Genomic DNA, 15,581 nt, shown 5'->3' with positions numbered 1-15,581 from the left:
TGTAATTATGGTTTTTGCCACCAAACTTGCGTACTAATTTCGTCTGGTCCCTGTGCCGCAACTGCGGCTGTATAATTAGCACCATTAGTTGATTGGATATAAACCGGATAATTTAAGCGAGCCGGCATTACGCCATTATTTTTTAAACCTGCGCCTTTAGGCAAAATAGGATGCCCGGTACGGCGGTACTCGAACCATGATTCCATATCGGTGAAAAACAAGCTATAGTATTTTTGCTTGTGGATGAGTTCCATTTTATTATCGAGGCTCTGCGTATCATCCCATTTTACTAATTGGAATGTGAGATAATTGGCGGGTGGCGTTAATCCCCATAAAGTGATGGCATTGGTAACACCTGTCTCGTAATAGGTTTGTGCCGGTTTAGCACTAATCCAGCCTTTGGCAGCAGCTTCGGCCAGTATAAATTGTACTTCAGAATAGTTGAGAACGTTACCTAACAAAGCTTCGGTTTGCAGCGTAGTTGGTAAGGTAGATTTACCTGTTAACAGCTGACCAACCGGGTAGCCGCTTGGTACACCTGCATATTCACCCTGGTAGAGGGTTGCCCATTTGCCAATACGTGGGTCGCTCCAGGCATTCAGGTTGTCTACAAAGAAACTGCCCAGGCTTGGGGTATACCAGTCGGCAGCGCGCCAGGTTGCGAAAGGAGATACATAGGGTGCAACACCATTCCATCTTAAAATGGCAGAATCATCATTACTACCCATAATAGGATAGGTGCCTGGGCTGGTATCAACCATTTGTTTTATTTTGGCCGATGTATTGGTAACATCTTTTGCTGATACCCTTAACAGTAAGCGCAAATACAATGAGTTACCAAACTTGCGCCAGTTGGCTGCTACGCCTTTGAATAATGGGTCGCTTGATGCTAATACGTTTGTACCGCTGGTCAGTAGTTTATTGGCCTGCTCCAGTTTAGCAAACAAGTCAGTATAAATGTCTTGTTGTTTATCAAAAGCAGGAGTGAAGATGCCGTCTTTAGCTTTGGTTGCATTGAAGTAGGGGATATCGCCATAAGTATCTGTCAACATAGAAAATACCCAAGCTTGGCATATTAACGCAATACCCTGATAAGTTGGACTGGCGGTTTGTACGCCACCATCATAGATATCATTAAAATTGGCCAGTTGCAGGTACCAGGCATTCCACAGGTAATCTGCTTCCGATTTCAGGATGTCGTAACGGAAAATCTTGCCGTCGGTATCGCCCATATTAACGGTTACCTGCATCAGCTCGTTGGTAATACGTTGGCTGCGGCTCATATTGGCCGATACTACGCTAGCTATTGCCGGGGCTAATAATGCCTGCGGCAAAGCATGATCGCTGGTATTAGGATTGGTGTTCATATCCTCGAAGCCCTTTTTGCAGGAGCTTGCAGATATGCATACCAATACGATGCTCAAATAAATGGTATATGTAAATTTTTTCATGATCTGTATCTGATTAAATGCCTACAGTTAAGTTAAAACCAAATGTGCGGGTTGATGGAAATTGACCGACCTCGAATCCCTGGTTAATGTATCCGTCGTTAAGGGTACCAAATTCGGGGTCGAAGCCCGGCCATTTGGTGATCATTAACAAATCTCGACCGTAAACACCGATGGTTACACGGGTTAAACCAAAGCGGCTAACCTGGCGTGAGGTGAACGTATAATCGAAACGAGCTTCGCGCAGCTTAACAAAGTCGGTAGAGTAGGTGGCGCCTTCCACATTTGAGCGACCGTAGTGCATAGTATAATAGTTAGTTAAGTCTGTCGCCACTACATCATTTGGCCTGTAAGTACCATCAGGATTTTGGATTACGCCATTACCGATGATACCATTGTAGCGGCCCGGCAAAGTATTCTTCGTTTTACCCTGTTCTGCCAATACTGCTGATGTAAGTGAGTATGCAACTGCACCATATTGCGCATCAACCAAAAAGCTAAAACTGAATTGTTTATAGTTAAATTGGTTACCAATACCGGCTTTCCATTTAGGGTTGGTGTTGCCGATGTATTTCATATCGGTAGTAATTACAGGGTAGCCGTTCTGATATACAATTTGTCCACTAGGTGAGCGTTGGTAGCCGCGGCCATACAAATCGCCCATACTGCCGCCAACTGTGGCTATAATAGCACCATTATTACCCGGGCCGGTTTGCAGTGTTAAGCTGGTTAAACTATCTGTTAATGATAAAATGCGGTTACGGTTGGCCGAGAAGGTGGTATTGATAGTCCAGGTAAAATTACGGGTACGGATTGGGCTGCCATTGGCTGCAATCTCGATACCTTTATTTTGCACAGCACCTGCGTTGATGATCGCAGCACTTACACCAGATGATCTGTCTACAGTAGCCGTCAGGATCTGGTCCTTAGTCTTACTTTTGTAAACCGATATATCGATCCCTAAACGGCTGTTAAATAAACGCCACTCGGTACCCAATTCGTAACTGGTAGTAAACAATGGTTTCAGATCCAGGTTGGCAAGGGTAGTAGGATTAGCCAATCCGCCCGGGAAATTGCTTACCGGTGAATACGAATAAGAAGTTAAATAAGGTGTTTGCCTGCCGCTACCTACACCTGCAATTGATCCGCGAATTTTGGCATAAGAAATGGTTTTAGGCAGTGTAAACATCTCCGACAGTATTGCACTGGCGTTTACTGAGGGATAAAAGAAAGAAACGTTATTGGTTGATGTTGAAGTTGCCAGTACACTGTTCCAATCGTTACGGCCGGTTGCATCTAAAAACAGGTAACCTTTGTAGCTCATAGCCAACAAACCGTAAAAGCTGTTAATAGCATACTCGCTTTTGTAAGGCAAGGCCGTAACCACACCTGCAGAGTTAGCCAGGGTAAATATGCCAGGATACAGTAATGAATCTGCCCTTAGCTCGCTTTTGTTGTAATTGTTTTTAAGCATGCTGCCACCACCGGTTACGGTTAGGTCGAAGTCCTTTTTAATGGTTTTGTGGTAACGCAGCAAGAAATCACTGGTAACTTCCTGCGAAAAGATGTTCTGGGTTCTGTACATACCTTTGGTAAACTTCTCGGTATCATAAGGGCGTTGTTCAGAACGTTGATCGTAGGTAAAATCCAGCGCTGTGCGCACCATCAAGCTTAGGTCTTTGGTGAAGTTGTAAGTAGCCTGGATATTGCCTGTTAAGCCGTTACGGTTAAGCTTATTAGGCATTTGTTCGGCAATGAGGTATGGGTTATCCGGGTAGCTGCTGAAAGGATAGCTTTGTTTGATATTCTCCTGACCCGGCAACCAATAATCCTTTAACCAGCTTACATCGGCATTGGGTTCCCAAAACATGTTCCAGTACATGATAGACTGGTTATTGTAGCCCGTAGCCGGTAAGTTATCGCTGGTTTTGTTAGTGTAGTTGATAGAGGTGGAGATCTTTAATTTATCAGACACTTTCTGATCAACAGCCATAGCAACCGTGTTTCTTTTGTAACCTGTGGTAGGGATCAGCCAGGTATTGTTAACGTTTGTTGCAGAGAAACGTGCTGAAGTTTTATCAGTACCACCGCTCAATGTAACGCTGTTGGTAAAGGTTTTGCCGGTTTCAAAGAAATCTTTACGGGCATCCGGATAAGCAACCCAGGGTGTACGGGTTGTACCACCTGTGTGGGTTGTTGGATCGTACTGGAAAAATGATTGCCCATTAAACGCAGGTCCCCAGGCTGAACTTGTGCTTCTGGTACTTGCACCGTCAGCTGTAGCACCGTAAGAGTAATAGTTGGCACCATCTATACCCTGACCATAATCAAACTGATAATCTGGCCATCTCGAAATAGTTTCTAATGCAGTGTTTGAGTTAATGGTGACGTTAACCTTGCCATCTTTAGATTTGCCGCTTTTTGTAGTGATAATGATAGCACCGTTTGCACCACGCTGGCCATATAGTGCTGCTGCACCGGGGCCTTTTAATACAGTGATGCTTTCAATATCTTCAGGGTTAATATCATTCAATCCGCTACCAAAATCAACAGGCGAATCACTGTCGAGGTAAGCAGCGCTGCCTGTACCTGTAGTACGACCGCTACCATTGTTTATTACCACACCATCAACCACAATCAGTGCTTCGTTTTCGCCGGTCAGGTTACTCTCGCCACGTAAAACGATACGGTTTGAACCAGTAGGGCCCCCGTTAGAGCGGATCAAATTTAAACCTGCCACTTTGCCCGATAATGCATCGGTCCAGTTATTGGATAATGCTTTGGTGATCTGCTCACCTTTAACAACTGTCGCCGAGTAGCCTAATGCTTTTTCATCACGCTTAATACCCAGGGCTGTAACTACCACCTCGTTAAGCGCTGTGGTTGATGCATCCATAATAATGGTGATGCCCGCTGTATTTTTATCATAGGTTTGGGTTTGTGCGCCATAACCCACCATCGCAAAATTTGCTTTGCCACCTTTAGGGATTTGGATAGAGAACCTGCCATCGCCATTTGATGAGCCTAATGCTTTTTTGTTGATATCGCTTATCACCACCCCAATCAGCGGTAGTTTATCATCAGATGAAATGATGGTACCATTTACGGTTACCATTTCCAGTTTTTTAATAACCAGGTTACCATCCACATTCTTAAGGCCAATGCCTGCTTGTTGTAACTGGTTTACCAACTGATCGAAGGAAATAGTTTCTGATGACAGGTTGATCACCTTGCCCATATTTACATCGGCATCAAAAGCAACTTTATAGTGGTAGGTGTTTTTCAGCTTATCGACAATAACCTGTATTGTCGTCTGTTTTTGGCCGAAACTGAGCTGACCGGGATTACTCTGTGCCATTAAACCGGCCGGGAGCGAGAGCGCCAGTATACACATCAATAACCTGAATTGATTAAGTAGAAGTTTGAGGTTCATGTTTAAATTAGAATAGTAGAATAGTTTGAAAATCTTGATAGCGGTATTTAATACCGGTTGCATAGCTTAAGCCTTTCAATAAATTATCGAGGCCGGTATCTTTCATTTCTCCGCTAAAACGAGGATGTTGTTTAGCCGAAGGCAAAGTTTCTACCTTAATATTGTACCAGCGTTGCAGTTTAATGGCTATTTCTTCGGCAGTATTATTTTTGAAGTATAGCGTTTCGTTTTGCAGGGATGTGGCATCAGGCTGTTCTACCTTTTGCATATCAACATGGTGGTTGCTTACCTGGTAGTTTAATTGCTCGCCAGCTTTTAGGAAGTGAGTATGCTTGTCGGCAGTAATTCCGACTAAACCGTTTGCTACTTTAATTTCGGCTATCTCATTTTTACGCGAATAAAAATTGAACGAGGTACCCAACACGGTTAAGTCTACTCCGTTTTGTGCATGGATGATGAAAGGCTTTTTAGTAAGATGTTTTACATCGAAAAAGGCTTCGCCCGATAACTGTACAGTTCTTTTATTTACACCATAACTATTATCATACTTAATGGTCGAGTTTGGTGCCATGTAAACCAGCGTACCATCCGGTAAGGTTGCTTTGCCCCGCAAGTTTACCGGAGTTTTAACCGTGAACTGTTGTTGTTTTGCGGTTTGCTTGTTCGATTTCAAATAAAGCAGACCGAAGGCACTTACCAACAATAAACTAGCAGCAATAGCCATGTAACGGTATTTGTTTGATCGGATAGGTTTAACATTTGTTAAGGGTTCGGCATCCAGTATTCTATTGAGCAGGCTATCCCATTCGATTTGTACTTCGCGGGTTGGTAAGGCATTTTTTGCCTCGTCGCCCCGGCGACGCAGGTAATCGAGCAGGTATTTGTTTTCGGCTTGTTCGTTTAGCCAGTCATTTATCGCTTGGTCTTCGGCCGGGCTAGTTTCTTTATTAATGTACTTTAACAGTATATCCCAATTCACGGTGGTTATTTTGTTAGAAGAGCACCGTGTGGCAGGTTTCCACCAAAAGAAATAGTTAAATGTGTGTTAATATTTTGTAAACCACTAAAAACAAAAAAGCCAGATTAATCTGGCTTAGGTATAGAGTTTGTTTTAGAGTGATTACATTTTAAGAGGGGAAGTGCAGAATGATAGTGAGCAACATCAGCCCACCGGCGATGGTTGCTTTATCGAAATTACCGTGATGTACCATTGTGCTTAAATGTTCAATGGCTTCGCGCATATTGTATTCTACTTTCTTTTCAGATATATCCATAATATCGGCAATCTCATAATTTTTGAGGCCGAGTAAACGAAGTTCGATCATTTCACGGCGCGCCACTGGTAATTTTTGGATAAGCTCCTGAACAATTTTGATGGACTGCTTGGCTACAAATCGCTCTAACGGATTGTAAGTGTCTGTAGGGATTTCAAACAACTCGTCAGAGAATTGTGCGGTTTGACTCGAAAGATTCAATGATTTCAATGCACCATTTCGTGCAGCACGAAACAGGTAAGGCTTGAGTTGCTGTATCTGTAACTTGTCTTTCTGTTGCCAAAGATTCAGGAAAAGATCGGATAATGTGTCTTTAGCCAGATCGCGGTCTTTCACGATGGAGTTAACGTAATGAAACAGCGGTGTATAGTTTTCTTTGAAAATGCTTTCAAAATCATTTGCTGTTATTACAAAGTATGCATTTCCCGAATCCATCTGGGCAGCAAAATAAACCATGCTATGTTTAGTCAACAAAAACCAGAGTTTAACTTTGTGTTAAGTAAGATATTTGTTACGATTAATGGCTCTAATCCATAATTAAGCATTAAAACTAATTGTAAATTTTTAAGTATGAATGGGTTAATATAAAAACTAAACAGATATGATAACAATTTGTTAACACTGATTTTAGGCGAAATAAAGCGCTTATGTTTTTATTTGATGGAAGGTTCATTAGTATAACCATTCACCATTGATTTATAACTTATGCCGCTTTTATTAAATATAACTACGCTTCCTTTTATTGGTGAGGTTAATCTGGTTGGCTCAATGCTGTTAGTATTTTTTATTTGCTTTTTGGCCGTTGTTTGCTTCGAGTTTGTGAATGGCTTTCACGATACAGCTAATGCTGTGGCTACCGTAATATATACTAAGGCCTTAAAGCCAGTTATAGCCATACCCTGGTCGGGCTTCTGGAACTTTATGGGGGTGTTTTTAGGTGGAGTAACAGTTGCCATGGGTATACTTAAACTGGTGCCATTAAATGAGTTAATGCGTTTGCCTGTACAAGTTGGCGCCTGCATGGTTATATCTGTACTACTGGCATCCATTATGTGGAATATCGGTACCTGGTATTTGGGCATACCCTGCTCAAGCTCGCACACTATGATTGGTGCTATGATAGGTGCAGGGCTCGGCTTTACCTGGTATTATGGTGGCAAAGGTGTAAACTGGGGGCAGGCCGAAGAAATTGGTTTATCGCTTATTATATCGCCTATAATTGGATTCGGGCTTGCTGCCTTGCTCATGCTTTTCTTAAAGCATATCATTAAATCAAAGGCATTATTTCATACACCAACGGGTGAGAACGACAGGCCGCCGATACTCATCAGGTTATTACTGATCACAACATGTACCTTGGTTAGCTTTTTCCATGGCAGTAACGACGGGCAAAAAGGAGTGGGGCTGTTGATGTTAATACTCATTGCATTTTTCCCAGCGAAGTATGCTATTAATCATAGCGTGTCAGAAAGTAAAATTCAGAAAGCTTTAAACCAAACAGAACAAGTAATACAACATACACAACAATCAGGTAATGGTATATTTCTGAAGTTAGACTCTGCTGTAAAGGTCTGCAAAACAGATTTGGCTGCCGAAAATAAGACTACAGATAAAAATGCTGCTTTTAAATTTCGCCTCTCCCTTCAAAAGGTAATTACCAATATTAAAAAGATTACAGAGGACGATAAGATTAAGCTGGCCGGGAACGATAAACACACACTTATTTCGGCTTCAGAAGATCTGACCCACGTAACTGATTTTGCACCAATATGGGTTATTGCCACTATCTCTGTTTCATTGGGACTCGGCACCATGATCGGCTGGAAACGTATTGTGGTAACTATTGGCGAAAAAATAGGTAACGAACACCTTAACTATGCCCAGGGTGCTACTGCCGAAATTGTGGCGGCATCAACCATTGGCTTAAGTACCTCATTCGGCTTGCCTGTAAGTACTACACACGTGCTTTCGAGCGGCATAGCAGGGGCAATGGTAGCATCGGGTGGTAAAAACAATCTTAATAATAAAACATTAAAGAATATAGCCATTGCCTGGGTGCTAACCTTGCCGGTAGCTATTGTTTTAGCGTTTATATTGTTTATGGTTTTCCATCTGTTTATTTAATAAACTTTACCTCAACCTATTTAAGATGAAAAAGATACTTGTTGCTACAGATTTCTCTAACAGTGCCCTCAATGCCATGAAATATGCTATGGAACTGGCTAAGGTACTGCACATGGAAGTTTGTGCCATACACGCCATACACCCTACAGAAGGCATCAACAATAGCACCTACAATGCTATTTTTATTGAGGATTACTATAACAACAAAAGACAAGCACTTACAGATTGGGTAGATAATTGCGCCCAGGAAGAACGCTTTAAAGATGTTAAAGTAACAACGCTTTGCGATGTAGGTTTTTTAAAGGCCGTTATAACCCGTTATATTAAGCAGCACCCTGTTGTGTTATTGGTAATGGGTATTACCGGTGCAACAGGTATAACCGGCATTGTGGGCAGTAATACCAGCATGATGGTAACCAAGGTTAAAATACCTACGCTGGTTATCCCACTCGAAAGTAAATTTTCTAAGTTCCCGGTAATTACGCTGGCTACCGATTATGAAACCCGTTTATCTGCCGAAGATATTAACGCGCTCAACGAGATGGTTAAGGCATTTGGATCTGAAAAACTGCGGGTATTATATATCGACGAAAATCTTGATCCCAAACTGCTTGAAGCCGGTGAAACTAAACTTAAAGACCTGATTCAGCATACCGAATTGGAGTTTAATTACATTAACAGCAGCAGCCCGTTAAACGGTATAATGGATTTTATTACTACGCATGAAACCGATATGATCTGTTTGGTAAAACACCACCACAACATTGTATACCGGTTATTTACCCGTAGTACAGTAAACCAGGTAATGAACCGTTCTGTAAAAGCTATACTGGTTTTGCACGAATAGTCAAATTATTCAGCTTTAATACTATTAACCGGATTTGCCAATGCTGCTTTAACAGATTGAAAACTTACGGTTAATACGGCAATAATAATAGCCACCAGTCCCGCAATAGCAAAGGTTACCCAACCAATTTGTATACGATAGTTAAAATTTTGCAGCCATTTATTCATGGCATACCATGCTACAGGTGTGGCTATTACAATGGCAATTAGTACCAGGCTCACAAATTCGCGGGTAAGCATTTGGGTGATACCGGCAACACTGGCACCCAAAACTTTACGGATCCCAATCTCTTTCGATCTGTTTTCGGCCATGTAAGCTGCCATGCCGAAAAGGCCCAGGCATGAAATAAAGATGGTTAAGCCTGCAAAGATGGACGATAGTTTGCCTGTTTTTTGTTCGTCATTAAATTTCTGCTCGTATTCCTTATCAACAAAATTATACGTGAATGGGTAAGCTGGATTGTATTTCTTAAATATTTGTTCTGCCACTTGTAAATCTTTTGCCGTTCCCGATCGCGGGTTTAATCTAATCAATGTATTATAAGCCCATTGTTTTGAGCCAATTACCATCATTGGTCCTGTATTAACATAGGGCGAGCGGATAATGAAATCTTTAAATACCCCAACAATTAAAGTGTTAATAGCACCATTGCGAATAAATTTCCCTACAGGGTTTTTAATCCCCATTTGTTTCACAGCAGCCTCATTGAGCAGGCATGAAGCCGTATCCGCAGGATGCGTTACAAGGTCGATGTCGCGGCCATCTATCAATTTCATGCGCATGGTATTAATAAAATTGCCTGCAGTACCAACGATAGAGAATAACACATTTTGTTGATCTTTATTGGTTCCTTCCCAGCCATAGCCAGAAGCGGTTCGTCCATCGGTGGTTACACTTAAGCTTGTTTTACATACCGAAGATGCGATGCCACGGTTAATCATTTCGTCTTTTATCAGGTCGTAATTTTTCCTGATATCACCCTCAATTGGCACTTCAACCAGGTTGTTGATATTATATCCCGTATCGCGACTCTGAGCAAACTTTATTTGTCTGTAAATAATTATGGTTGATATTACTAACAAAATTGCAACAGCGAACTGAACAACAACCAATACTTTGCGTAGGTTAAAACCATTACGTGCAATTGTAATAGTGCCCTTTAATACTTTAACCGGTTTAAATGATGAAAGCATAAATGCCGGATAACTACCTGCAAGCAAACCTGTAAAAAACATAAAACCAATAAACGACAGCCAGAATAAAGGATCGGCATAGTTAATAAACAAGTTCTTTTCTGTTAGCTGGTTAAATGAAGGCAAGCAAGTCTCAACCAATATTATAGCAATAACACCGGCTATTAACGTAATAACCAATGATTCACTTAAAAATTGATTAATTAAAACACCTCTGGTAGCACCAATTACCTTACGCACGCCCACTTCACGCGCCCTCTTTTGGCTTTGCGCTGTGCTTAAATTCATAAAATTAATGCAGGCAATCAATAAGATGATTAGTGCAATTGTCATTAACAAATGCACAATTTGTATGCGGCCACCTGCCTGTTTACCATTCTCGAAATTTGAATATAAACGCCATTTGCTGAGTGGATGTAGAAATAGCTCCGTGTTAATTTTAGGGTCGTGTTTAAGTAATAGCCCTTTAATTTTATTATTTACACTATTAATGTTGGCATTGGGCTGTAATTGCACATAGGTATTATAGCTGTTGCTATTCCATGAATTATCATATTTAAGATAGGGGTTGGCCTCTATCGATACCAGGTAGTCAAAATCGAATTGTGTATTATTGGGCAGGTCTTTTAAAACGCCTGTTACTTTGTAAGTATCTTTATTGTTGATTTTTACCAGTTTATTGATTGGGTCTGTGTCTCCAAATAGTTTGCGCGCTAACTTTTGGGTTAAAACAAGGCTGTTTACATCGTCAAGCAAATGATCCTGGCTGCCTTTTAACAGCGGAAAGGTAAACATGCTAAGAAATGGCTTGTCGACATCATTTCCTTTAGCCTTAAAGCTTTTATCACCATAACTAAATAAGCGTTCGGTGGTCCAATAAATACGGCTCGAATATTTAACCTCGGCATAATCGTCCTTTAAAGCTTTAGCTACAGGCCCGGCGGTTACATCCCAACACCCTGCATATTCTTTACTGATGGTACGGTTCCAAACTTTGTAAAGCGTGTTCTTATTAACGTGGAAGTCGTCATAGCTATATTCATTTTGTATCCATGCAAAAATGAGTATAGCACCTGCCATACCAACTGCTAAACCGGTTATGTTAATGAATGAGAAACCTGGTTTATTCCGGATGTTTCTCCAGGCAATTTTGAAGTAATTTTTGATCATGATGGGCTGGCCTTGTATCTAATTAAAGAGCAAAGTTGTGCCAGTATTTCAATTGGTTGATTTTTAGATTATTATGAATTTAAACGAATGTTAAACTGTACGAAAACGAACATCTTACGTACGATAGTATTACAAGATTGTTAAGAGGCAATTGGCAGCGAAATATAAAACGTAGTCCCCATACCCACCTGGCTTTTAAACCATATACGGCCATTATGTCTTTCAATGATCCGTTTGGAAATGGACAGCCCTAAACCGAATGGCTGCTCGCCATTGGTTCCAAATTTTTTGGCTGGGGTAAACATCTCAAAAATACTATCACTTTCTTTATCAGGGATGCCAATGCCGCTATCTTCAACAGCAATAAGCACGTCTGCACCTTCTTGCTGTATAGTTACATTAATAGCACCACCTTCATGACTAAACTTAATGGCATTTACGATGAGGTTGTTAAACACACGCCATATTTTTTCGTGGTTTACGTTGGCCACAATAGGAGAGTCGCCACCATTGAAAGTTATTTCCTGGCCTTTTTCTTTAGCCTTAAACTGCAATAGTTCAACCGAATCGTATAGGAGCGCCCTTAAGTCGAGATTCTGCTTTTCTATAACTTCGCTTTCATCGGCAAGGCCCGACTTTAACAGCTCACTAATCATTTCCATAGAGTAGATCCCTGTGGTCTCAATCAGCTTCAGCATGTGGCGGCTTTCTTCCGAAAACTCGTCTTCGCCCAAAAGCATGGTGGCCAGGCCTGTCATGCCCGATAAAGGGTTTCGCAGATCGTGCGCCATAACCCGCATAATACGGATGTAGTTTTTATTTACGCGTTCCAACTCGTCGAGCGTTACATGCAGTTGTTGATTATGGATAGTGGCATTCTTATGGTTACGTTGTGTTTTTTTCAGATTACGTATCATCATAACCATAATCACCAAAGTTAAAACTACTATAACGCCTATGCCGGTGAGGTATATTTTTTTCGATTGATTTCTGCGTTGCAGATCTGAAAATGATTGCCGCTGATTTAAAGTATTCAGTTCACGCTCTACATCTAATTGATACAGGCTAGCCGAAGTAGTATTAATTGAATCCTTTATCCTGATATAATCTTCCTGATATTTATAGGCATCAATAGGTTTCTGTATCTTGAAAAGGTAAGCTGCATATTGGTGGTTCCATTCAAGGTTCAAATCGGGATTATCTTTATAGTACAGGTTTAGCAACGCACGTGCATGGCTAAATGCCTCTTCGGCCTTTTTATAATCGCCAGATTGTATGCTGAGCTCAGCCAGTTTAATGTAAGGAGGAATATGCAATCCATCAACTTCTTTCACAGGTATGGCAAAACACGAGTCGAGATATTGCCTGGCTAAAGTCCAATTACCCTTTCTCATGTTCAGGCCCGCAAGGTTATCATACACAACTTCTCTTGCGCCGTTTATGTACATATTGCCAACCAGTTTACTCTCCTCTGCTTTAGCAATCAGTTTCAGGTCTTCAATAAAGTAATATTGCGCGCTATCATTAATCCCCGCTTTAAAATAAGCGAATCCGGCATTGCTAAAAGCTCCCTGGCGCATAAAAAACAAGCGTTGCGGTGTGTATTTATCTACGCAATGCAGTAATTTGCTACCACCTTCGGCCCAGTACTTCGCGGCAAGCTTATACTTTTTCTGGCTAAAATAAATGTAAGCCATCTTTTGCGCAAGGTTTCCATCATCGCAACTGCCATCGGCTAATACTTTTTTTCCTTTGTTGTAGTAATCGAGGGCAGCAATGTATTTTTTTGCTCTCATACAAGCATCGCCTTTAAGTAGCACAGCCTGAAAATATTCGTTTGGATATTCTTTTATCCGCGATTCGTTCTTGAAAAAAGCAATTGCGCTATCGGCATACAGGTTCATTTTTGCAGAATGGGTGCCGCTAAAAGTTCCATCATCGTTATGATTTGCTTTTATAAAATAATAAGTGGTGATTACTGGGTTATCTGAAGCTATTTGCGGGCGAAGCTGCTCTGTAAGTTTTAAGGCGCTGTCTTGCTTACCGGCAACAAACAGGCTGTCTACCGTTTGAAAATCTTTTTTTAGCTTATTATATGAGGTGTTAGTTTGTTTAACGCAGGATGAAGTTAAAAATATAAGAATGAAGGTGACTGTTGTAAATTTAAATTGATTAATCGAACGAATTGCTTTTAGGCAGAGTAACTTCATAAAGAGAGCAAGTTGTGAAAATTAACAGGGCATAAATATCCGCAGAAAATCATCGAGCCCTTAATTTAATAATTTCAATTATAAATAAAGCTCAACAATGGCGATTCTTAATATATAGGTTTTTAATTTTTCCTTTATTGAAAAACTACTTATCTATTAAGAAAACCGGATCTATTTAAACCAATTAAAATTCGGTTTAGGCATTGGCATCAAATACGTGAAAACCTATCTGGCAGATTTTACAAAATGATTTTATTGTGTAATTGCCTGATTGTTAAATATTAAATATACGTTAATTTTGCGGCAAATGTCTCATATACGTACTATTGGTACTTCGCCACGCAACATTCGGATAGCCAACGCCATTTTCTTTTTTATTTCAGGTTTCAGTTACTCGGCCTGGGCTGCACGCATACCTACAATAAAACATAATTTACATTTAAACGAAGCCCAACTAGGTGCTATTTTATTTGCATTACCTGTTGGTTTAATGCTAACCATGCCCTTAACTAATTATTTATTGGGCAAGTACAGCAGCCGGGCTATTATGCTTTTGGGCGCATTGTCATTTAACCTGATGCTATGTTTTGTAGGATTTGCCGCGGCACCCTGGCAATTGGTAATTATACTCTTCGGCTTTGGATCGGCACGTAACCTGTTTAATTTAAGTACCAATGCACAGGCTGTAAGTGTACAAAAGCTGTACGATAAATCAATCATCACCACTTTTCATGGTATATGGAGCATCGCAGGTTTTGCAGGTGCTGCGCTCGGTTATATTATGGTGAGCTTTAACGTGGCCACCAACTGGCATTTACCTATTGTAGGTGTAAGCATGATGGCATTATCATTATTTGCATTCTCTAACACATTATATGAGCCTGTGGTGAAAATTCAGGAGCGGAAACCTGTGTTCTCATTGCCCGATAAATTTCTGATCAAGTTTTCGGTGATTGCCTTTGTAAGTATGGCTTGTGAAAATACCATGTACGATTGGAGCGGTATTTATTTCGAAAAAGCAGTGCATAGTTCAAAACCTACTGCAACAGCAGCGTTTGTATTTTATATGGTGGCTATGACGTCGGGCCGTTTTCTGGGCGATAAACTGGTTAGCCGGATTGGTATTAAAAGGATATTGTTTTATAGTGGTATACTAATCAGCACAGGTTTGTTAATTGCTGTGTTATTGCCATATACTGTACCGGCCATCATTGGGTTTATATTTACGGGTTTAGGCGTGTCGTGCATCGTTCCGCTCATCTATAGCCTCGCGAGTAAATCAACCAGTATGAGTAGCGCCCGTGCGTTAGCCTCTATTTCAACAATCAGTTATCTGGGCTTTTTAATAGTGCCGCCAATGGTTGGCTTTATTGCCGAAGCAGCGGGTATCAGGTTCTCCTTTGCTGTGATTGCAATGATGGGTAGTATTGTGATATGGATGGTATCGAAAATTAAGGAAGGCGAGTAGGGGATTCCAGCCAATCGAAACAATTATAGATTAACCCTGTTGGTTTTATGAAGAGTTTATTAACTTAAAATAAAACAACTATGGATAAGATAAGGAAATTTGATTTGATGGAAAAGATTGTCCACGAATTAGAAGACTTAAAAAATAGTCAACAAGCCATCATTCAAAAACTGGCCAAAATTGAGGTCGATAATATCGATCTTGGCGATAAAAGGCTTGATAAAGATTTACCGGATATGCACCAGCGCGTGTCAGATAACCTGGATAGCATTGCAGCAATACTTGAATATTTTGCCGGCCAGGCCGATGAGTTTAACAACAAGAATAATATTGCTGCCCTTAAGGAGCAGGAAACCATTAACAATCTATAACAGATAGGTTTATAAAAGAAGAAAGCCTGCTGATAAATTATCA

General features: G+C 40.8%; 10 protein-coding genes. 4 read left to right on the top strand and 6 right to left on the bottom strand.

The genetic code is table 11. From position 1 onward, the window contains the following. Positions 1–5: 5 nt before the first annotated feature. The 4 genes from PQO05_RS15645 to PQO05_RS15630 form a co-directional block, all read right to left on the bottom strand. On the bottom strand, positions 6–1,451 hold the full coding sequence (locus PQO05_RS15645; protein ID WP_273628284.1) for a SusD/RagB family nutrient-binding outer membrane lipoprotein: 1,446 nt from the start codon (positions 1,449–1,451) through the stop codon (positions 6–8). Positions 1,452–1,464: 13 nt separating this feature from the next. Further along, positions 1,465–4,881 (bottom strand): SusC/RagA family TonB-linked outer membrane protein, encoded by a 3,417-nt coding sequence (locus tag PQO05_RS15640; RefSeq protein ID WP_273628283.1) that lies wholly within the window; start codon positions 4,879–4,881, stop codon positions 1,465–1,467. A 7-nt stretch (positions 4,882–4,888) separates the two neighbouring features. Beyond that, a complete protein-coding gene (locus PQO05_RS15635; RefSeq protein WP_273628282.1) occupies positions 4,889–5,860 on the bottom strand; it encodes a FecR family protein in 972 nt (323 codons plus the stop codon). A gap of 148 nt (positions 5,861–6,008) precedes the next feature. Next, positions 6,009–6,629, bottom strand: a complete 621-nt coding sequence (locus tag PQO05_RS15630; protein ID WP_273628281.1) for a sigma-70 family RNA polymerase sigma factor — start codon at positions 6,627–6,629, stop codon at positions 6,009–6,011. A 231-nt stretch (positions 6,630–6,860) separates the two neighbouring features. On the opposite strand from PQO05_RS15630, the gene PQO05_RS15625 reads away from it, so the two are divergent. After that, on the top strand, positions 6,861–8,279 hold the full coding sequence (locus tag PQO05_RS15625; protein WP_273628280.1) for an inorganic phosphate transporter: 1,419 nt from the start codon (positions 6,861–6,863) through the stop codon (positions 8,277–8,279). Between the two features lie 25 nt (positions 8,280–8,304). Further along, entirely contained in the window at positions 8,305–9,126 is an 822-nt protein-coding gene (locus tag PQO05_RS15620; protein ID WP_273628279.1) for a universal stress protein, read from the top strand. Between the two features lie 5 nt (positions 9,127–9,131). Here the strand turns inward: PQO05_RS15620 and PQO05_RS15615 are convergent, their stop codons facing one another. Then, complete coding sequence (locus tag PQO05_RS15615) at positions 9,132–11,489, bottom strand: ABC transporter permease (RefSeq protein ID WP_273628278.1); 2,358 nt, start codon at positions 11,487–11,489, stop codon at positions 9,132–9,134. 140 nt (positions 11,490–11,629) lie between these two features. Beyond that, positions 11,630–13,699 carry a tetratricopeptide repeat-containing sensor histidine kinase gene (locus PQO05_RS15610; protein WP_273628277.1) on the bottom strand — a complete coding sequence of 690 codons (2,070 nt, stop codon included), beginning with the start codon at positions 13,697–13,699 and terminating at the stop codon, positions 11,630–11,632. Positions 13,700–14,006: 307 nt separating this feature from the next. Here PQO05_RS15610 and PQO05_RS15605 point away from each other — a divergent pair, with 307 nt between their 5' ends. Further along, positions 14,007–15,167 carry an MFS transporter gene (locus tag PQO05_RS15605; RefSeq protein ID WP_273628276.1) on the top strand — a complete coding sequence of 387 codons (1,161 nt, stop codon included), beginning with the start codon at positions 14,007–14,009 and terminating at the stop codon, positions 15,165–15,167. A gap of 80 nt (positions 15,168–15,247) precedes the next feature. Continuing rightward, the gene (locus tag PQO05_RS15600) at positions 15,248–15,538 is read left to right on the top strand and encodes a hypothetical protein (RefSeq protein ID WP_273628275.1); all 291 of its coding nucleotides are present in this window, start codon (positions 15,248–15,250) and stop codon (positions 15,536–15,538) included. Positions 15,539–15,581: the final 43 nt, after the last annotated feature.

It is taken from the genome of Mucilaginibacter jinjuensis, assembly GCF_028596025.1.
Taxonomy (GTDB): domain Bacteria; phylum Bacteroidota; class Bacteroidia; order Sphingobacteriales; family Sphingobacteriaceae; genus Mucilaginibacter; species Mucilaginibacter jinjuensis.
This window is presented reverse-complemented; position numbering and strand designations above follow the sequence as displayed.

Excerpts from the sequence above, each read along its gene's own strand:
- PQO05_RS15645 (WP_273628284.1), bottom strand. The coding sequence starts at position 1,451 with ATGAAAAAATTTACATATACCATTTATTTGAGCATCGTATTGGTATGC.
- PQO05_RS15640 (WP_273628283.1), bottom strand. The coding sequence starts at position 4,881 with ATGAACCTCAAACTTCTACTTAATCAATTCAGGTTATTGATGTGTATA.
- PQO05_RS15625 (WP_273628280.1), top strand. The coding sequence starts at position 6,861 with ATGCCGCTTTTATTAAATATAACTACGCTTCCTTTTATTGGTGAGGTT.
- PQO05_RS15620 (WP_273628279.1), top strand. The coding sequence starts at position 8,305 with ATGAAAAAGATACTTGTTGCTACAGATTTCTCTAACAGTGCCCTCAAT.
- PQO05_RS15615 (WP_273628278.1), bottom strand. The coding sequence starts at position 11,489 with ATGATCAAAAATTACTTCAAAATTGCCTGGAGAAACATCCGGAATAAA.
- PQO05_RS15610 (WP_273628277.1), bottom strand. The coding sequence starts at position 13,699 with ATGAAGTTACTCTGCCTAAAAGCAATTCGTTCGATTAATCAATTTAAA.
- PQO05_RS15605 (WP_273628276.1), top strand. The coding sequence starts at position 14,007 with ATGTCTCATATACGTACTATTGGTACTTCGCCACGCAACATTCGGATA.
- PQO05_RS15600 (WP_273628275.1), top strand. The coding sequence starts at position 15,248 with ATGGATAAGATAAGGAAATTTGATTTGATGGAAAAGATTGTCCACGAA.